The organism is Pseudomonas beijingensis (assembly GCF_030687295.1).
Lineage (GTDB): Bacteria > Pseudomonadota > Gammaproteobacteria > Pseudomonadales > Pseudomonadaceae > Aquipseudomonas > Aquipseudomonas beijingensis.
This window is the reverse complement of sequence record NZ_CP117425.1, coordinates 6,290,483-6,310,210: the sequence shown is the minus strand read 5'-3', so window position 1 is coordinate 6,310,210 and position 19,728 is coordinate 6,290,483. Positions and strand designations below refer to the sequence as shown.

The window sequence follows — 19,728 nt, the reverse complement described above, 5'->3', positions numbered from 1 at the left end:
GTCCAGCGATGACGCCACCGGCTCTATTGGCCTGTGAGTTCAGCAAGGAATTCCTCAAATGATTCGCATACGAACGCCAGATCTTCTTCATCCATCAAGTACAGATAAATATTTCCGAAGTCAGCTTCCTTAACGGATAAGAGGAAGGAGTTACCACCCTGATCGTACGCAAAGGGGATCATCTGCTTTAACGACGGAACGTCGTCCGTCAAGTCGCGATAGACCGTTTCGATAGGGGCTTGTCCGTATTTGATCGGCGTGAATCCACCCAGCAAGAAATCATTTTCGCTATTGCTCTCAGACAAATCGCCGCCGTTGTGCTTTAGATAAAATTGCCTAAAGGCTATCGGTAATTCCACATTGAATTTTTCTTGGAACTCATTCAACTCTTGCACAGAGAGGGCGCGTTCGGATTCTTCGAGGGTCAGCCGCATTTGGATGCTCCTTTTGTTCTGCTCTTGAAACGAGCTGGGTGGGTATAGGCCTTGCCCGTAGCTGCTTTGTATTGAGCTACGCCGCCGTTATGGCTTATGCCGTTGTGGGCGTTTTGCTTGATGAGTTGCATCGTGCCTGTGTTGGTCTTGGGATCGTAATCATCCAGGTGGTGCCATACATGACCGGACGGCGTAGTTTTTTGACTCAATTTGGCCGCCTTGTTTGCGGCCTCGAAGTCCTTCCCATAGTCCCCGGTGTATTCAATTCTAACGATTGGGTTCACGCCGGGTTTTTTGTTGTAAAGCGCGTTACTTTCAGAATAGTCGAGACCTCCACCGGGTGTCTTCGTGACGCCTGTGTACCCGCGGTCTTTCAGTTTTATCAGCGGGTCGACTGCAAGACCTAGAGGGTCTGCATAGCCGATAGGGTTGGGTGCATAGGCATAAAAATTAAGGCCTCCGGCCAAGCCTATTGGGTCGGGCGTAGTGAAGCGACCCACGTCGGGATCATAAAACCTGAGAACGTTGTAGTGCAGCCCAATTTCTCGATCGAGGTACTGTCCCTGGAACCTCAGGTTTTGCTCTTCGATGAAGTAGGGTTCACGAATTTCCTGAAGGGGGTTACCCCACACCTCAAATCGAGCTTGCCAGACGCTTCGTCCGTCGGCTTCTGTGAGTTGTTCTGGCAGGCCGTTCAGGTCGTTGTGGTAATAACGGACTTTCTGATGCGCGCCGTATCCATCGATCCGTGCAAGGGGTTCGTAGGTGTTATCCGTATAAAGATAAAGGCTGGTCTGGTTGTACCGACTTTCCTGCAATAAGCGCATGCCGTCCCAGGTGAAGCAGGTTTCGCCCAGCGGGTAACCATTGTTGTCGTGCTCGGCCTTGGCGATGCGCCGGCCCAGCGGGTCGTAGGCCATTTTCACGACGCTGCCATTGTCGTTGCGCACTTCAATCAAGCGGCTGTTGGCGTCATAGGCGAAGTGTTGCACGCCGCGTTTGGCGCTGCGTTTTTCGATCATCCGGCCGAAGGCGTCGTAGCGGTAGCGCTTGTCCTGGTAGGTCAGCAGTTTGTTGTGCACCACCAGCCCGGCGCCGGGGGCTGGGCCGTCCAGCAGGTTGGCGGCGGCGTCGTAGGTGAAGGTTTCGCGCTGGCCGTGCAGGCTGTCCTGGCTGGCGATGATGCGGCCGGTGGCGTCGTAGTGCAGTAGCTGGCGCTGTTGCGCGGCGGGTTGCTGGTCGAGTTTGCCGATGAGGTTGTCGGCGGGGTCATACTCGAAGTGTTGTTGCACCGCCGCTGGCAGCAGCGAGGGTTGGCTGCTGTGGCGGCGTTGTCGCGTGCGCAGGCGGCCGCTGCGGTCGTATTCGCTGCGGGTGCTGATCTGCCCTTGGGTGCGCAGCACTTCGCGGTGCAGGCGGTCGCGTTCGAAGTCGCTGATGACTTGGCCGTCGAGGTTGATCTGGTGCAGGTGGCCGCTGCCGTAGTACAGGCGATTGACCCAGCGGCCATCGGGCAGTTGGCTCTGGATCAGGTTGCCGAGTTCGTCGTAGTGGTGTTGCAGGCTGCCGGCGGCGCTGTTTTCGGCGAGCAACTGGCCGAGGGCGTCGTAGGCGAAGCTCAGGGTCTGGGCGTTGCCCTGCAGGTCGGTGAAGGTGACGGCGATGAGTTGGTCCAGCGGGTCGTAGCTGTATTCAGTGCGGCCATCGTCGGTGACTTTGGCGATCAGCCGGCCCGCGCCGTCGCGTTCCAGGCGATGGACGATGGGCGCCGGCGGTGCTTCGGGAATGATCGCCAGGCCCGTGCCGTACGGCGCAGGCATCGCCGTCACTGCCGCGACGTTGTCGAGGCGGTCGTAGTCGTAGCGCTTGGCGCTGCCATCCAGGTCTTGTTGTTCGGTCAACCGATCCCCGGCATCCCAGGCAAACCGGTAGCTCTCGCCATTCTCATTGGTCAGCGCTTGCAGCCGGCCGAAGCTGTCGTAGGCGAACTGCACCTGCCGGCCCTGGGCGTCGGTGCGTTGGCGAACCTGGCCGCGGCGGTTGTGTTGGTAGAGCGTGGTGTGCCCGGCCGGGTCGGTGTAGCCGGTGAGTAAGCCTGCGGTGTCGCGCTGGTAGTGCTCGGTGCGGCCGTCCGGCAATTGGCTGCCGAGCAGGCGCCCTTGGGCGTCGTAGCTGAATTGGGTGCGTTCGCCGAGGGCGTCGGTGATGGTCTGCAGGTAACCGCGCGCGTCGTAGCTGAAACGCGTCGGGTAACCCGAGCAATCGACGTGTTCCACCAATTGCCCGAACGGGTTCCAGCGCAGCTTTTTGCTTTTGCCGGTGGCGTCGATGATCTCCACGACCTGGCCATGGGCGTCGTAGCGGTAGCGGGTGACATGGCCCAGCGGGTCGGTTTCCGCGGTGCAGTTGCCGCGTTGATCGTAGCGGTACTTCCAGCTGTGGCCGGCGGCGTCGGTGTCCACCAGCGGCAGGGCCCAGTGTTCGAGCCAGAGGGTGGAATCGCTGCGGCCCAACGGGTCGGTTTCGCTGATGAGGTTGCCGGCGTCGTCGTAGCTGAATGAGTACTGGCCGCCCTGTGGATCGGTGGCGCTGAGCAACTGGCGCTCATCGTTCCACTCGAACAGCCACGTCTGGCCGAGGTTGTCGCTGAACCGGGTGATCTGGTGCTGGCTGTTCCAGTGCCGGGTGCTGACCCGTTGCAGGCTGTCGCTGATGCGGGTGATGCCGGCCTTGAGGTCATAGTCGAACTGGTAGGTGTCGCCTTCGTCGGTCCAGTGGCGGACCACGCGCCATTCCTGATCGTCGATCAGGGCCCATTCGTAGAAGCAGTGCAGGCCGGTGGGCAACTGGTGCTCGACCATTCGTTGCCCGGCGTCGTAGCGGAAGCGCCGTTGCACCTGGCCGGTGGCGTCGCGCACTTCGGCGAGGGTGTTGGCCGCGTCGTAGGCGTAGCTGACCAGCACCTCTCGCGTTTGGTCGGGGTACAGTCGTTCGATGTGGGTGACGCGTTCGCCTGCGCGGATCAGCTCGATTTGCACCAGGTCGAAGGTGTCGCGCAGCCGCACCAGGCGTCCGGCGTCGTCGTAGTCGAGGTGGATGCGGTTGTCGTTGCGGTCGCCCAGTTGGCTCAGGCGCAGGTGTGATGGGTTGGCTGGCGAAGGTTCGAACAAACGGTACAGGCCGTCTTCGCTTTCGATCAGCAATTGCCCGTTCACATGGCGGCGCACGGCCAGGCCTTCGCCGGCGCTGAACACCGCGCCGCCCAAGGGGATGGAGCCCATGTCGATGGGCCGGCCCTGTTCGTCGGTGTAGACCAGGGTTTCGCCGCCGTCGGGGTGGGGCTGGATTTGCACTTGGACTTCGTAGGCGACGCTCCAGCCGGCGCCGAACAAACTGTCGCGGCGTTCGTCGCGGCTGTTGTACACGCGTTGCCAGTCAATCGGCAGGATGCCGGGCAAGACGAAATCCAGCTCTTCGTCACCGCCCAATACTTTGGCGCCCGTGGCGGCATGCACCGGGTTCGACGAGCCCATGGCGGCGTTGGCGGCCGCGTTCGCGGCGCTGCTGGCGGCCATGGACACCGCGCCGCCCACCAGCATGCACGGCAGTTTGCTGAAGAACTTGCCCTTGCCGCCCTTGAGCATCAGCAACGCGGTGACCGCCAGGCCCACGCCCGGGGTCTTGCCGCTGCGGATCTCGCGCACCACCACCGAACCGCCGCCAATGGTCACGTTGGGCGAAATCAGCCCGGCCGACACCACCGTCGCATCGCAGGTGCTGCGGTCGCCACTGCGCACGGCGGGCTGGCCGTTGATGGTGACCTTTTCCGAGCCTTCGGCCATGAACTGCGGTGGCATGGTTGGATGCTTGGTGCAGATCACCAGGTCTTCCGGCCGGGTCTCTGTTCCGGGGGCGGGCGAGGCGACAGTGGGGCGCCACATCTGCGAGAAGAAATTCCCGGCCATGTCCAGATAGCTAGGCTCTTCTTCCGGCTCGGGCATGTCCAGCTCGGTGCCGGCCGGCGCGACATGGGAAACCACAGCGCCGGCGGCGCGGGCCGAGGGGATGTTGTTGGTGAAGGTGTCCTTGGAGCCGGTGAGGATGTTGGCCTGCACCGTGGGCGGAAAGAGGGCGTTGCCGATCCCCTCGCATAAATTGCTCAGGCCTTTGTCGGCCCCGGTCTTGCTCATGGCCAGGCCGACGACGGTGCCCACCACCAGGCCCAGGACGAAGCAGCCCAGGCCGCCGGTGACCACGGTGATGCCCGTGGCCGCGACCACGGCGGCGGTCGCCAGGGCGGTGATCGCAATGTTGGCCGCCACCTCCAGGACGCCGCCGAGGATGTCGGCCATCATCGAGGTGTGGTTGAGTGCATCGCCCAGGCGGGCGGCCCAGAGCGCGTCAGACATGCAGGTCGCTCAGGTGGCTGATGACAGTGTGTTCAAGCAATTGGATGCCTTCCATTGCACCGGTGTCCTTGTGGGTTACGGCATGCTCATCAAGGCCATTCTCAGGCGCTTGATCAGTTTCGGGGTCTTGAGGCAATCGGCCGGCCGTTTGTTGCCCAAGGCGGGCACGGTCTGTTCCAGCCACCATAAGCCTTCCTTGAGCCCCCTTTTGCCATACAGCACCACGGCCATGTCGAGGTGCTCGTCCATGGCCTTGGCCAGCGTACGGGCGTTGTCGTCGAGGTAGTCCTCTTCGTACAGCCGCACGAATGTCTGCCAATCGGCGTCGCCGACGTATTCGTCTTCCAGTCCCATTCTAAAAACCCGCAAAGGAAATCAAGTTGCTGCCGGTCGGGTTTCGCGCCGACGGCGCCAGGATCCCATCATAGCCATTAGCCTTGGCCCAGGCGCCGATTTGATGGGTCTGGGTGTATTTGTCGCCGGTGATGCTCTTGAGGGAAACACCCAATTGCTTGCGCACATCGGACCGGGTCAAATCCAGGACATTGTTAAGCTGCACTTCCTTGCTCACCAGCACCCGGGTGGAGAGGTCCACACCCCAGTGATTGACTTCGCCCATGGCGGTCTTGCGTGAGTTGGCGCCATAGACACCGCCCAGGCCCGGGGCGGTGTAGCGGTGCCGGGCTGCGACGTTCCATTTGTGCGCCGTCCACGTGGTGCTGATGCGCCCTGGTTCTTCAAAGCGATAGACCGTCCGGTTGACCTTGCGACCCTTGGGTGGCGTCGAGCATTTCATCAGTCCTGACGGGTCGATCCAGCTCACCGGGTTCGGCGCGTACTGGTAGAGGTTCAGCCCTCCCGCCAGGCCGATGGGGTCCGGTGTGGTGAAGCGGCCGATGTCCGGGTCGTAGAAGCGCAGGGTGTTGTAGTGCAGCCCGGTTTCGCGGTCCAGGTATTGGCCCTGGAAACGCAGGTTCTGCTCTTCGATGTAATAGGGTTCGCGCAATTCTTCGGCCGTGCCGCCCCATATCTGGTGACGGGCGCGCCAGAGTGTGTGGCCATCGGCTTCCGAAAGCTGTTCGGGCAGGCCGTTGAAATCGTTGTGGTAATAACGGACCTTCTGCTGGTCGCCCAGGCCGTCGACGCGCGCCAGGGGTTCGTGGCTGTCGTCGACATAGATGTAGAGGCTGGTCTGGCTGTCGCGGTGTTCTTGCAACAGTTGCAGCGCATCCCAGGTGAAACGGGTGCGGCCGAGCACAGTGCCGTGGCGGTCGTATTCGGTCTTCTCGATGCGTCGACCCAGCGGGTCGTAGGTCATTTTGACGACCGAGCCATTATCGTTGTGAACCTCCACCAGGCGTTGTTCGGCGTCGTAGCGAAAACGTTGGACGCCACGCCGGGCGCTGCGTTTTTCGACCATGCGACCGAAACCGTCATAGCGGTAGCGCTTGTCCTGGTAGGTCAACAGGCGGTTATGCGCGACCCGCCCTGCACCGGTCGTGAGCCCGTCGAGCAGGTTGGCGGCGGGGTCATAGGCAAAGCCTTCACGCTGGCCCTGGAGGTTGTCCTGGCTGGCGAGGATGCGGCCGGTGGCGTCGTAGTGCAGTAACTGGCGATGGGCGGCATCGGGTTGGCTGTCGAAGCGCTCCACCAACTGGTCGCTGGCGTCATAGCCAAACAGCGATTGCGCCGCTGGGGGCAGCAGCGTGGATTGGCCTTGCTGTCGGCGCTGGCGGGCGCGCAGGCGACCGCTGCGGTCGTATTCGCTACGGGTGCTCAGGCGTCCTTGGGTGCGCAGCACTTCGCGGTGCAGACGGTCGCGTTCGAAATCGCTGATGACCTGGCCATCAAGGTTGATCTGGTGCAGGTGGCCGCTGCCGTAGTGCAAGCGGTTCAGCCAACGGCCATCGGGAAGCTGCGTCTGGGTCAGGTTGCCCAGTTCGTCGTAGCGATGTTCGAGGCACCCGGCCCAACTCTGTTCGGTTACCAGTTGTCCCAACGCGTCGTAACCGAAACCCACGGTTTGCACTTCGCCGGTCTGGTGGGTGAAGGTGATGGCGTTGACTTGGTCGAGCGCGTCATAGCTGTACTCGGTACGCCCGTCTTCGGTGACTTTTGCCACCAGCCGTCCCACCGCATCGCGCTCCAGCTCATGGATGATGGGGGCGTGTGGCGAGAGGTCCAGGTCGGTGCTGCCAGGCACCGCGAGGGCCTCTACGCGGGTGACGTTGTCCAGCGGGTCGTAGGCGTAGCGCTTGAGACTGCCATCCAGGCTGTGTTGAGCGCTCAAGCGGTCGGCGGCGTCCCAGGTAAATCGGTAGCACTCGCCATTTTCGTTGGTCAGCGCCAATAGACGCCCGTAGTTGTCGTAGCTCAGTTCCACCCAACGGCCATGGGCGTCGGTGCGCACCTGCAGTTGACCGCTTGGGGTGTGCTGGAAATTCGTCGTGTGCCCGGCGGGGTCGCTATAGCCGATCAACTGTCCGCTCGCATCGCGCTGGTAGTGCTCAGTGCGCCCGTCCGGCAGTTGCTTGTTGAGCAAGCGGCCTTGATCGTCGTAGCTGAAAAGCGTCCGTTCCCCCAGCGCATCGGTGCTGCTGAGCAACAGCCCGCGCTCGCAGTAGCTCAAGCGTGTGGTGTAACCGGAACAGTCGGTGTGTTCGCTCAGTTGCCCAAGGGCCGTCCAGCGCATGGTTTTGCTTTTGCCGGTGGCGTCGATGACCTCCACCACCTGGCCGTGGGCGTCGTGGCGATAGCGGGTGATGTTGCCCAGCGGGTCGGTTTCCCGAATGCGATTGCCCCGTGAGTCATAGCGATACTGCCAGGTGTTACCCGCGGCATCGGTTTCAGCCAGGGGCAGGGCCCAGTGCTCGAGCCACAGTGTGGATTCGCTACGCCCCAGCGGGTCGCGGGTTTCGCAAAGGTTGCCCGCTTCGTCATAGCTGAACTGATGCTGCCCGCCGTTGGGGGCGGTCGCCTTCAGTAACTGGCTTTCTTCGTTCCACTGGAAGGTCCAGGTGCGGCCCAGCGCGTCGGTGGCTTCGGTGATTTGATAGCGAGCATCCCAGCGACGGGTGCTGATGCGATTCAATCCGTCGGTGATGCGCGTGGTGCCGGCTACCAGGTCGTAGTCGAAGGTGTAGGTATCGCCGGCGTCGGTCCAGTGACGAACAACCCGCCATTCCAGGTTTTCAACCAGCGCCCATTCATAGAAACAGCGAAGCCCGGTGGGCAGCTGGTGTTCCACCATTCGCCGCCCGGCATCGTAGGCATAGCGACGCTTCACCTGGCCGTTGGACTGACGGACCTGTTCCAGATTGCCCTGGCCGTCGTAGCCATAGTGCATCAGCACTTCCCGGCGTTGATCGGCATAGAGGCGGTCGATCCGGCTGACCCGCTGCGGCCAGCGCTCGTCATACGCCAGCGCGATGCGGGTCAGGTCGAAGGTGTCGCGCAATTGCGCCAGGCGTCCGGTGTCGTCGTAGTCCAGGTAGATTCGATTGTCGTTGCGATCACCCAGTTGGTTCAGGCGCAGCAGCGCTGCATTGGCGGGCGAGGGTTCGAACAGCCGGTACAAGCCGTCGGCGCTTTCGATCAGCAGTTCGCCGTTGGCATGGCGCCGCACGCTGAGGCCTTCACCGGCACTGAACACGGCGCCGCCCAGGGCAATCGAGCCCATGTCGATGCGCCGACCCTGTTCATCGGTGTAGACCAGCGTTTCGCCGCCTTCGGGGTGAGGCAGGATTTCGACGCGCACTTCATAGGGCACGCTCCAACCTGCCCCGAACATCCCGTCATGGCGTGCGTCGCGGCTGTTATAGAAGCGCTGCCAGTCGATCGGCAAGATGCCGGGCAGGACGAAATCCATCTCTTCGACATCGCCCAGTACCTTGGCCCCGGTGGCGGCATGCACGGGGTTCGAGGAGCCCATGGCGGCATTGGCCGCGGCGCCCATCGCGCTGCTGACGGCCATGGAGGCCGCGCCGCCCACCAGCATGCACGGCAGGTTACTGAGGAATTTGCCTTTGCCGCCCTTGAGCATCAGCAAGGCAGTGACGGCCAACCCTACGCCCGGGGTCTTGCCGCTGCGGATCTCGCGCACCACCACTGAGCCGCCGCCAATGGTCACGTCAGGGGAAATCAACCCGGACGACACCACGGTCGCATCGCAGGTGCTGCGGTCGCCGCTGCGCACGGCGGGCTGGCCGTTAATGGTGACTTTGTCCGAGCCTTCGGCCAGGAACTGCGGCGGCATCGGCGGATGCTTCATGCACGCGATCATGTCCAGCGGCTTGGGCACGGCACCGGGCGCGGGCGTGGCGACGGTGGGTCGCCACATCTGCGAAAAGAAATTCTCGGCCATGTCCAGGTAACTGGGTTCGGCTTCTGGCTCGGGGGCCTCAAGCTCGGTACCGGCCGGCGCGACATGGGATTGAATCGCCCCGGCGGCTCGGGCGGCCGGGATATTGTTGGTCAGGGTGTTGGTGGAGCCGGTGAGGATATTGGCTTGCACCGTGGGGGGGAACAGAGCGTTGCCGATGCCCTCGCATATATTGCTCAACCCCTTGTCGGCTCCGGTCTTGCTCATGGCCAGGCCGACGACGGCGCCCACCACGGCACCGAGCAGGAAACAACCCAACCCGCCCGTGGCAACGGTGATGCCCGTAGCGGCCACCACGGCCGCCGTCGCCACGGCGGTGATCGCAATGTTCGCCGCCACTTCCAGAACGCCGCCGAGGATATCGGCCATCATCGAGGTGTGGTTCAGTGCGTCGCCCAGCCGGGCGGCCCAGAGTGCATCAGACATGCAGGGTGCTCATCAAACCGGAACGTCGAACAACAGCGAACCCTTGATCGTCGCCCAATGCGCGGCTTCGGCGTCGCCGAGTTTTTCCGCTTTCACATAGCTCAAGGCAAGCATCTTGCGGGTGCCCGGCAATACCAGCGCCAATTGGTACTGGAAGACCTTTTCGTTGCCTTTGTTGAACTGGCTACGCAGTTCGATGGCTTCGACTTCCTGGTTCGCGCCCACGCGCAGGGTGGCGCCCGGTTGGCAGCGCAAGTCCTGGACCTGTTTTTCCAGGCGCTTGAGCTGGTCGTCGAGGTTGCTTTGCAGGGTTTCGCCCTCAGCCAGCAAGCTGCGGCTGACGATCAAGGAGGTGCCCAGTTCAGGGAACTTGAGGATATTGATCGTCGCGTCCAGCAATTCGCTGGGCGGCAATTGGAGCTGGAATTCATTGAGGCGGTAAGTCATGGCGCATAAATCTCGAAGTTAGCCCTTGGGGAACGCGGCGCTGATGTTGGCGTCGATGCTGCCCTTGACGCCCTGGCCGTCCGGCGTGGCACCCGGGCCGCCGCCGTTGTTCAGGTGCAGCACGCCGCCGGTGTTGAACTCGGCATCGCCGCTGGCGTAGAAGCTGATCTGCACGCCGGTCAGGTTGATCTGGCCGCTGGCGTTGAGCTCCAGGATGCTTTCACCGCACACCAGGCGCAGGTTCTCGCCCACTTCGATGACGTAGCTCTGGCTGATGCTGTCGGTCTTGCGCTGGCCCACCGAGAGGATGTCTTCCTGCTTGACGATGCGCAGGCGGTTGTTGCCGATGGTCACCGTTTCGTTGTGGCCGATGCTTTTGTTTCGGTCGTGGCCCACCGAATGGCTCTCGTCCACCTCGACTACGATGTCCTGGTTGCGCTCGGCATGGATGTACAACTGCTCGGCGCCCTTCTTGTCTTCCATGCGGATTTCGTTGAAGTTCGCCGGCGTGCCACCCTTGCTCGAACGGCTTTTCATGCCGCTCTGGGTGGCGTTTGCTGGCAAGTCATAGGGCACGGTCTGTTCGGCGTTGTAGACGCGGCCGGTGATGATCGGTCGGTCCGGGTCGCCCTCGAGGAAGCTGACAATCACTTCCTGGCCAATGCGCGGGATCTGCATCGAGCCCCAGTTTTTTCCGGCCCAAGCCTGAGACACCCGAATCCAGCAGGAGCTGTTTTCGTTGGATTGGTCGTGCCTGTCCCAGTAGAAATGCACCTTCACCCGGCCGAACTGATCGGTCCAGATTTCCTCGCCCTTGGGGCCGACCACCAACGCGGTCTGCGGGCCTTTGACGATGGGGCGATGGGTGGTCGCCATCGGGCGATAACTTTGCTGGGCGTCGATGCAGGTCAGGCTGCTTTCGAACTGCGCAGTCGGCGCACCGCCACCGGTTTCGCCGCTTTCCTGGGAGAGGTAGTAGCGGGCACCGACGATCAGGTATTCGCGGTTCTGGTCCTGGCGGCTGAAGCCGGTGAGGCTGAACAGATGCCCCGAACCCAGGCCCCGGGCATTGCCGGCCAGCTCGACTTGCTCGTGCAGGGTCTGCAAGGCTTCGATGCGGGTGCGGGCGTAGTGTTCGCCGTCGGCGCTTTGCACGTAGGTGCCCGGGTAGTCGTACAGCGGATAGTCGCCGGCGGTGTGCGGGCGAGGCATGGCCGAGCGCACGTCGATGCGCGCGCTGGGGCGCTGGAAGTCGTAGTCGTTGAGTTCCAGTGAACCGGGTTGGACTTCCTGGGCCAGGTGCCAATCGTGGATGTGGTCGCGCTCGCGCTGTTGCTCGTTCTTCGGGTAGTACGGCACCGAACCGTAGCCGGGGGCAGTGGTGTGGGCGCCATAGGCGTCGGCCAGTACCAGTACATGACGGCCCTGTTCATGGCGGAAGAAGTAGTAAATCCCTTCTTGTTCCATCAGGCGGCTGACGAAATCGAAGCTGGTCTCGCGATACTGCACGCAGTATTCCCACTCGCGGTAGGACTGGCTCAAGGCGTCTTCGAAATCGGAAAACCCAAGGTCGCGGAACACCTGCTTGATGATCTGCGGAATGGTCAGGTTCTGGAAAATCCGGCAATCGGAGGTGCGGGTCAGCAACCACAGCCACGGGCGCAAGGTGGCCTGGTAACTGGCGAACTGGCCCTGGTCGACGTTCTGGCTGCAACGGGCGACGATGCCATGGAAATAGCGTTCGCCACCGCCATCCAATTGCAGACTCACGCACATGGGCTTGCCGAGCAGTTGGTTGAGGTCGATGGCGTTGTCCAGCGAATGCAGCTGCAACTCATAGTTGAACAGCCGCCCCAGCTCTTCACCGCCGCCCATGTCCTTGAGCAACAGGACCTCGGGCCCGAGGGGGCTGGTGATCTTGGCCAGGCGTGAGGCTTGGTTGAATAACATCGAGTGTCTCGTGCAAGTTGTAATGGCTGAAGGAACGCAACACCACTGCGGAAGATGCCACTGTGGGAGCGAGCTTGCTCGCGATGGCGGCGTATCAGTCAACATTGATGTTGAATGTACTTGCGCTATCGCGAGCAAGCTCGCTCCCACAGGGTTGTACGGTGTTCCTTACCGTCAGGCCGCGTCGCTGAAATCGTACTGCAATTCGTTGTCCACCGCGCTGATCCGCACCCCGGCCAAGGCCTTGCCTTCGAGCATGCGGGTCAGGAACTCGCGGCTCATGTCCGGCAGCAGGCTGTTGGTCAGGATGGTGTCGATCATGCGCCCGCCGCTTTCGGTTTCGGTGCAACGCGATACGATCAGGTCGACCACTGCGTCGTCGTAGTCGAAGGCCACTTTGTGGGTGCTCTCCACGCGCTTCTTGATGCGGTTGAGTTGCAGGCGGGTGATGGCCTTGAGCATCTCGTCGCTGAGCGGGTAGTACGGGATCGTCACCAGGCGACCGAGCAAGGCCGGCGGGAAAATCTCCAGCAGCGGCTGACGCAGGGCCTTGGCGATTTCTTCCGGCTCGGGCACGTTCTGCGGGTCTTTGCAGACCTGGGCAATCAGCTCGGTGCCGGCGTTGGTGGTGAGCAGGATCAGGGTGTTCTTGAAATCGATCACCCGGCCCTCGCCGTCCTCCATCACGCCTTTGTCGAACACCTGGAAGAAGATCTCATGCACGTCCGGGTGGGCTTTTTCCACCTCGTCCAGCAGCACCACGCTGTACGGTTTGCGCCGCACGGCTTCGGTCAGCACGCCGCCTTCGCCGTAGCCGATGTAGCCCGGAGGCGCGCCCTTGAGGGTCGACACGGTGTGGGCTTCCTGGAACTCGCTCATGTTGATGGTGATGACGTTCTGCTCGCCGCCGTACATGGCTTCGGCCAGGGCCAGGGCAGTTTCGGTCTTGCCCACGCCGGAGGTGCCGGCGAGCATGAACACGCCAATCGGCTTGCTCGGGTTGTCGAGGCCGGCGCGGGAGGTCTGGATGCGCTTGGCGATCATCTGCAAGGCATGGTCCTGGCCGATGATGCGTTTTTTCAGGTGCTGGTCGAGGTTGAGTACGGTTTCCAGTTCGTTGCGGGCCATGCGGCCCACCGGGATACCGGTCCAGTCGGCGACCACCGAGGCCACGGCCTGGTAATCCACGGTCGGCAGGATCAGCGGGGTTTCACCTTGCAGGGCGGTCAGGCGCTGTTGCAGGTCAACCAGTTTCTCGCGCAGTTCGTGGCTGGTCTCGCTGCCATCCTCGCTGTCCACCACGCCGACGCGCTCGCGCAGGGTGGCGCGGGTGGCGAGCAGTTCGTCCACCAGGGTCTTCTCTTCGGCCCAGCGGCTTTCCAGCTCGGCCAGGCGCTCGCGTTCGGCGCTCAGCAGGTTTTCGCTATGGGTCTGACGAGTGCCGATGACCACGCCAATCGCGTGCTCACGGGCGATGATTTGCAGCTCGGTTTCCAGGGCTTCGATGCGCCGGCGGCTGTCGTCCACTTCGGCCGGCACGGCGTGCAGGCTGATGGCGACGCGGGCGCAGGCGGTGTCCAGCAGGCTCACGGATTTGTCCGGCAGCTGGCGCGCGGGAATGTAGCGGTGGGACAGCTTGACCGAGGCTTCCAGGGCTTCGTCGAGGATCTGCACCTGGTGGTGTTTTTCCATGGTCGAGGCCACGCCGCGCATCATCAGCAGGGCCTTGTCTTCCGACGGCTCGGCCACTTGCACCACTTGGAAACGGCGGGTCAGGGCCGGGTCTTTTTCGATGTGCTTCTTGTACTCGGCCCAGGTGGTGGCGGCCACGGTACGCAAGGTGCCGCGGGCCAGGGCCGGCTTGAGCAGGTTGGCCGCGTCGCCCGTGCCGGCGGCGCCACCGGCACCCACCAGGGTGTGGGCTTCGTCGATGAACAGGATGATCGGCTTGGGCGAGGCCTGGACGTCTTCGATGACCTGGCGCAGGCGCTGTTCGAATTCGCCTTTCATGCTCGCGCCGGCCTGCAACAGGCCCACGTCGAGGCTGCGCAGTTCCACGTCCTTGAGGGCCGGCGGCACGTCGCCGGCGACGATGCGCAGGGCGAAGCCTTCGACCACGGCGGTCTTGCCCACGCCGGCTTCACCGGTGAGGATCGGGTTGTTCTGCCGGCGGCGCATGAGGATGTCCACCAGTTGGCGGATCTCTTCGTCACGGCCGACGATGGGGTCGAGCTTGCCGCTGCGGGCTTGCTCGGTGAGGTCGACGGTAAAGCGCTTGAGGGCTTCCTGCTTGCCCATGGCGGCCGGGGCCATGGCGCCGCTGGCTTCGCCTGGCACGGCGCCGGCATTGAAACCGTCGCTGGCGGTCAGGGCGTTTTCCGGCGAGTCGCCGACGTATTCGTCAAACCGCTCGCTCAGGGCTTCGACCTTGACCTTGTCGAACTCCGACGACAGGCCCAGCAGCGCGTGGCGCAGGCTCGGGGTCTTGAGGATGCCCAGCACCAGGTAACCGGTGCGCACCTGGCTTTCGCCGAACATCAGGCTGCCGTAGACCCAGCCGCGTTCCACGGCTTCTTCCACGTGGGACGACAAGTCGGTGATGGACGTCGAGCCCCGTGGCAGACGGTCCAGGGCTTCGGTCAGGTCACGGGCCAGGCGCGCCGGCTCGATGTTGAACTGGCGGATGATGCGGTGCAGGTCGGAGTCCTGCAGTTGCAGCAACTGGTGAAACCAGTGGGCCAGTTCCACATAAGGGTTACCGCGCAACTTGCAGAACACGGTGGCGGCTTCGATGGCTTTGTAAGCCACGCTGTTGAGTTTGCCGAACAACGCGGCGCGACTGATTTCACCCATGCTCATGGCTCCTTGAGGTCTGTGAGGTGTTGGCCTGTTCGGCGTAATGCCGGGCCAGTATTAAATCGTTGGCATCTGTTTCGGGGCGGCCCAGCCAGGTATTGAACCCCAGGCGGAAACGACCATTGAGCTGCAGGGCCGGGACTTCGGACTGTTCCAGGACCAGGTTCAGGTCCCAGTCCAGCTCGTGGCCCAGGTATTCGGCGACCCAGGCCACCAGCTCGTTGAACGGTTGGCTGCCGGGCAGCATGCCCATGTAGTCAACGAGCTTGAGTGGCCCCAGGCGAATGCGGAATTTGTGTTGGCGATCCCACACGAAGCGGCCCAGGCAGAAGTCCACGCCCAGCTGGGCGTTGACACCGACGCGGCTGCGTTCCGGCAGTTCCAGCCATTGGCCGACGTATTCTTCGATCTCCACCGGCAGGCCGAAGTACTCGCTGAGAATGGCCTTCAAACCATCCGGGTAGCGGGTTTGCGCCGACAGGTGGCCGCTGTAGTGCAGCTTCGCCGTGTCGGGGATCAGCCCCTGGTTGAGCAGGCTCGGCATGCCCCGGCCGCTGAGGGCCGCCAGGCGCGCCGACCAATAGTCGTCGTCCGGACGGTCATGGCTGACCGTCGGCCGCGCTTCGGCCCAGGCCCGGTAGAACAGGCTGAGCAGGCGATGGTGAAATACATCGAGGAAGCGCTTGCTGGTGCTGTCGGCGTTGTTGCGCTGGCGTTCGCGCACGTATTCGGTGATGTGCAGCGGCATCGGGCCGTTGGGGCCGCCGAGGCCGAAGAAGAACTGCTCCAGGCGCGCCGGCGTACCATCGCCGCCTGGTTGCACCGAGGCGAGGGTGGCCGGGGCGAAGGTGCAATCGGCCTGTTGCCCGAGGCGCAACGGGTCATCGGCCAGGCGCAGGGAATGGCCCAGGCGCGGCAGCTCAGGGGATTCGCACTCGATGCGCCGCAACGCCTGGAAGAAGTCGTATTCCCAGGGTTCCTGGTGCATCGCCTCCAGGGTACTCACAGGGTCGGACGACGTCCGGGCTTGGCTTTCCATCGCATGATCTCGCCGCGTTCGGTGGTACGGATCACCGTCTCGGTAAAACTGTTGATCGACACGTAGCGTGCCAGGAAGCGCTCGAACACCGCACCGAGCAGGAACACCCCGGTGCCGCGAAACGCGTTTTCATCGAATTCCAGGGTGATCTCCAGGCCTCGACCGAACACGATCGGGCCGGGCATCGGCAAGCGCCGGGTGCATGCCTTGCTGCTGACTTCCCGCAGACCTTCGATCTGCAATTGCAGCGCTGCGTCATTGCTGTCGCCGTACAGGCGCAGCAGTTCCCGCAGGGCGGCGGCGCCTTGGCCTTGTTCGCTCAACGACAAGTAGTTCAGCGACAACTGGCTGATCAGCCGCCAGGCCTTGGCATCGTGGGCATGGCTGGCCCGTGGGCGACTGGGACCTGCCACGCAACGCACGGCGCCAACCGGCGCACTGTCGGCCAGGGTGAAGTCGGTCTTGCCGTTGCCCACGCTCATGAACAGCGGCAGGTCGCGGTTGGTGCACAACGCCGTCACGCCCAGCTGGCGCAGGTCGTGGCGGTACGGCGCTTGCTGGCTGTCCACCAGGCTGACGAAGGTTTCGCTGCCGATGTAGGTCGAGCGCGGGCCGTTGCGCCGCTGGTCGCTGGACAGCACGCGCGGTTCGCGGCGTACGGTGTAGTAGGCCAGGTCGCGGCCATAGCGGGACGGATCGCGCACGGCGTAGAACGGCAGGAACGGCTGCTCTGGTCCGGTGCCGTGGCCGGTGAGGCCGCTCAGCGAATGCACTTCGAAATCCATCGGCCGGGTGCGGTCGGCGATCACGTGGTGTTCGTTGACCCGCTCCGACAAGTGAATGCGATCCAGGCGCTTGGGAAACAGGTTGATGGCCGGGGTGCAGAACGGCAGGAACTGCGAAGCTCCGACGCTGCCTTCCAGGCTTGGATCGTGACGGTCGAACAGCACGATCAACTCCAGTTCCTGGCCGTCGCAACGCTTGACCGCCCGGCTTAGCTGAGTGAAGTCGACAAACAGGAAGCGGTGGGGCAGGGCGAAGTATTCCTGCAACAGGCGATAGCCCTGGAAGGCTCGCGACACCACCGGCAGCGCGGCGTCGGCATCGTCGAAACCTCGCGAGCGCAACGCATCCTGGGGCAGGCGCTCCACCCAATCGCCGCCGGGCTTGCGGGCGAACACCGCGCAGGCATTGCCCAGCAGTTGTTCGTAGAGGCGGAAAGGTTGTTCGTCGGCGCCGCTCAAGTACAGCGGCAGGTTGTCCAGGGCCAGGCTGTTGAACGGCAGTTCGGCGCCGGTGCGCAGTGTGATGCGCAGCCCGGCCTTGGCTTTGGGTTCACTGGCGGCCAGGCGCCCGAGCACGGCGGACGGGTTGCCGAAGTATTCAGCCTGGCTGACCTGCAACGGCCACAACGTCACCGCGTGGGCGGTGCGGTACTCGCAGCAGGTCTGGGTTTCGCGACCCAGGGCGGCGCGCAGGACGGTATCGCGGGGCAGCGGGAAACCACTGCTCAGCGAGCCTTCGTCCGGGTCGGCCTGCATCTGCACCACGGTCATCGACGGTGTCGGCGCCAGGTAATGCGGGTAGGCGATTTCCAGCAGGTTATGGGTGAAGGTCGGGTATTCGGCATCGAGCTTGAGCTGCACCCGTGCCGTCAGGTAGGCGAAGCCTTCCAGCAGGCGTTCGACATACGGGTCGGCGCAGTCCATGCCGGACAAGGTCAGCCGACTGGCGATCTTCGGGTATTCCTTGGCGAACTCCGCCGCGCTTTCGCGCACGTGGTGCAGTTCCTGGTTGTACAGCTCCAGCAGGCGCGGGTTCATGAGCGTCTCCGCTGGTCGGCGTTGACCACGCGCACGTGGCCGGTTTCCAAGTCCAGGTCGGTTTGCAGCATCAGGCGCAGCGGCACCGGCTGGGCCCAGAGGTCGCCTTCGATCTCGAAGCTCAAGGCGTTGTGGTTCATCTCAGCCGTCGCCCGGGCCCGTACCCGCAGGGTGTGACGCAGGATGCGCGGTTCGAAGGTGGCAATGGCCTGGTGGATCAAGGTTTCCAGGGCCGAGACATCGACGTTCGACGCGCTGTTGCCGGCCAGCGCCGGCAGGCCGAAATTCACCACCGACGTACCTGCCGGGGTATGCAGCGTGGCATCGGCGTCGAGCAATGACGTGGTGTTGAGCAGCCAGGCCAGGTCACGCAGCACCGAGGCTTTCAACTGGGTGAGCGACAGCACGCGCTTGTCGGCGCTTTCCTTGGGGTTGGTCGGATCGTCGTCGGTCAACCGGTCCAATAGGGAGGGTTGGAGGCGATCGCGGGTGGCGATTTCGGTTACCACGTAAAAAGGGCCACAAAGTTTTTCTGATCAAGGGCGCCGGCCATGCAACGGCCGCCACCGGCCACAATCGATGCCTCCAGCCGGCCTTCGATTTGTCTGATGGCTTGGTATTGAGAGCGACATTCAGTGCTGGGCGCCGGTTCTGGTTCGAAATGCTGCACGATGATGATCAAGGCGTTGTTAAAACGCTCGACGCGTGGCAAGCCTTTACGGTCGACGCTCAAGTGGCAGGGCCACGGCATGTCCAGCGTGAGCAGGCTTTGGTCTGGTTTGCGCAAGGCACAACGTTGACCGTGGTTTTCCAGGGTCAGGGTCTGGCCGGCGAGATCGACCTGAACGCTTTGTGCAGCCGCAGGGTCGGTCTGTTCGGCGCAAGCGTTCAGGCTTAGGAAAAGACTGCTCGACAACGCCGCCAGCAGCGCTCGTTTGATCATGGCAGCTCCCAAAACCAGACTTGCTTTGAGCGATGAGCCTGATCGGCGAAGTCGCCGGTGACTCTGCCGCGATTCCATAGGTCGATATGGTCGCCGGTACGGGCTTCTTCGGATTGCCCGAGCCGTGCAAAACAGTCCTTGAAGAAAATGATTCCTGTCTTCTGATTGAGTGTGCGGCGGTCCTCGGCGCTTCCGGTCAGAATCGTTGGACGACCCAGATGATGACGCCAAAGCCAGCTGGCCAACGACTCGGCGCCCCGAGCATGTTCGTGTGCACACTTGGGTTCGCTGTAAGTCGACTTGTTGACCTTGATCGTCTGTTCCGCATTGAGCGTGATGCTCATCCGGATAGCGCACTGATTATCCCAAGGCCCGTCACAGGGTGTGGAGGTGGTGGGATAGCTGTTCCACAAATTGATAAACGAAGGCTTGGCCATGACTCAGATACCACGTGGGAAAGGGTTGGATTCGAGCAAGCACCAAACACCCCCGGCGCGTGGCACCGGGGGCGTGTTCGATTACACCTTGACGTTCTGACGGATGTTCCAGCCGAACTTGACCGGGCCGCCTTCCTTGGTGCCATCGGCTTTCTGTGGCTGGTAGTCCACCAGCACCTTGGCGAAGTTCAGGGTGACGTTTTCGGTCAGGCGATCATCGCTGCCCGAGCCGCCGGTGCTCAGGGAAGTGACCAGCACTTCTTCCAGGTTGATGATCATGTACTCGACCTGGCTCTCACCACCGGCCTTGCGCACGGTCAGCTTGACCTTGTCGATGTGCTTGCCGCTGGCGCAGTGCATCATCAGGTTTGGCGACGCCTTGTCGACGAACTTGGTCAGGGACAGGTCCTGGACGTTGACCTTGCCCGCACCACCGCCGCTGCCCACGTGCATGTTGCCGGACTGGGACATGCCCCAGCTCCAGTTCAGGACATCGATCTCGTCCTTGTGGGCCTTGTCCATGGACTCGCCCTTGATGTCGCCGATCTTGATGAAAATATCAACAGCCATGTTTTCTCCCTGT

General features: G+C 62.8%; 13 protein-coding genes. All 13 read right to left on the bottom strand.

All coding sequences use genetic code 11. The annotated features are described in order from the left end of the window. Nucleotides 1-23: 23 nt before the first annotated feature. The 13 genes from PSH84_RS28145 to PSH84_RS28085 all read right to left on the bottom strand — a co-directional run bounded on the left by PSH84_RS28145 (nucleotide 24) and on the right by PSH84_RS28085 (nucleotide 19,715). Nucleotides 24-434: an SMI1/KNR4 family protein gene (locus tag PSH84_RS28145; protein WP_122567596.1), complete on the bottom strand. Its 411-nt coding sequence runs from the start codon at nucleotides 432-434 to the stop codon at nucleotides 24-26. Continuing rightward, on the bottom strand, nucleotides 425-4,843 hold the full coding sequence (locus tag PSH84_RS28140; protein WP_305482071.1) for an RHS repeat-associated core domain-containing protein: 4,419 nt from the start codon (nucleotides 4,841-4,843) through the stop codon (nucleotides 425-427). The genes PSH84_RS28145 and PSH84_RS28140 overlap by 10 nt, the downstream gene beginning before the upstream one ends. Before the next feature lie 75 nt (nucleotides 4,844-4,918). After that, nucleotides 4,919-5,197 (bottom strand): hypothetical protein, encoded by a 279-nt coding sequence (locus tag PSH84_RS28135; protein ID WP_305468844.1) that lies wholly within the window; start codon nucleotides 5,195-5,197, stop codon nucleotides 4,919-4,921. A gap of 1 nt (nucleotide 5,198) precedes the next feature. Continuing rightward, nucleotides 5,199-9,650 carry an RHS repeat-associated core domain-containing protein gene (locus PSH84_RS28130; RefSeq protein WP_305482070.1) on the bottom strand — a complete coding sequence of 1,484 codons (4,452 nt, stop codon included), beginning with the start codon at nucleotides 9,648-9,650 and terminating at the stop codon, nucleotides 5,199-5,201. A 12-nt stretch (nucleotides 9,651-9,662) separates the two neighbouring features. Beyond that, nucleotides 9,663-10,097, bottom strand: coding sequence for a DcrB-related protein (locus tag PSH84_RS28125; RefSeq protein WP_122567592.1), 435 nt, complete (start codon nucleotides 10,095-10,097; stop codon nucleotides 9,663-9,665). A gap of 18 nt (nucleotides 10,098-10,115) precedes the next feature. Next, on the bottom strand, nucleotides 10,116-12,047 hold the full coding sequence (locus PSH84_RS28120) for a type VI secretion system Vgr family protein (protein WP_305482068.1): 1,932 nt from the start codon (nucleotides 12,045-12,047) through the stop codon (nucleotides 10,116-10,118). Nucleotides 12,048-12,221: 174 nt separating this feature from the next. Further along, entirely contained in the window at nucleotides 12,222-14,900 is a 2,679-nt protein-coding gene (gene tssH, locus PSH84_RS28115; RefSeq protein WP_305468841.1) for a type VI secretion system ATPase TssH, read from the bottom strand. Then, the gene (tssG, locus tag PSH84_RS28110) at nucleotides 14,893-15,942 is read right to left on the bottom strand and encodes a type VI secretion system baseplate subunit TssG (protein WP_305482067.1); all 1,050 of its coding nucleotides are present in this window, start codon (nucleotides 15,940-15,942) and stop codon (nucleotides 14,893-14,895) included. Before tssG ends, tssH begins: the two co-directional genes overlap by 8 nt. After that, complete coding sequence (gene tssF, locus PSH84_RS28105) at nucleotides 15,906-17,765, bottom strand: type VI secretion system baseplate subunit TssF (protein WP_122567588.1); 1,860 nt, start codon at nucleotides 17,763-17,765, stop codon at nucleotides 15,906-15,908. Before tssF ends, tssG begins: the two co-directional genes overlap by 37 nt. Then, nucleotides 17,762-18,274, bottom strand: coding sequence for a type VI secretion system baseplate subunit TssE (gene tssE / locus PSH84_RS28100; protein ID WP_058542707.1), 513 nt, complete (start codon nucleotides 18,272-18,274; stop codon nucleotides 17,762-17,764). The genes tssF and tssE overlap by 4 nt, the downstream gene beginning before the upstream one ends. Further along, nucleotides 18,268-18,708, bottom strand: a complete 441-nt coding sequence (locus PSH84_RS28095; RefSeq protein ID WP_305468840.1) for a hypothetical protein — start codon at nucleotides 18,706-18,708, stop codon at nucleotides 18,268-18,270. Before PSH84_RS28095 ends, tssE begins: the two co-directional genes overlap by 7 nt. After that, on the bottom strand, nucleotides 18,705-19,145 hold the full coding sequence (locus tag PSH84_RS28090; protein WP_122567586.1) for a type VI secretion system amidase effector protein Tae4: 441 nt from the start codon (nucleotides 19,143-19,145) through the stop codon (nucleotides 18,705-18,707). The genes PSH84_RS28095 and PSH84_RS28090 overlap by 4 nt, the downstream gene beginning before the upstream one ends. A gap of 81 nt (nucleotides 19,146-19,226) precedes the next feature. Continuing rightward, entirely contained in the window at nucleotides 19,227-19,715 is a 489-nt protein-coding gene (locus PSH84_RS28085) for an Hcp family type VI secretion system effector (RefSeq protein WP_122567585.1), read from the bottom strand. Nucleotides 19,716-19,728 lie beyond the last annotated feature (13 nt).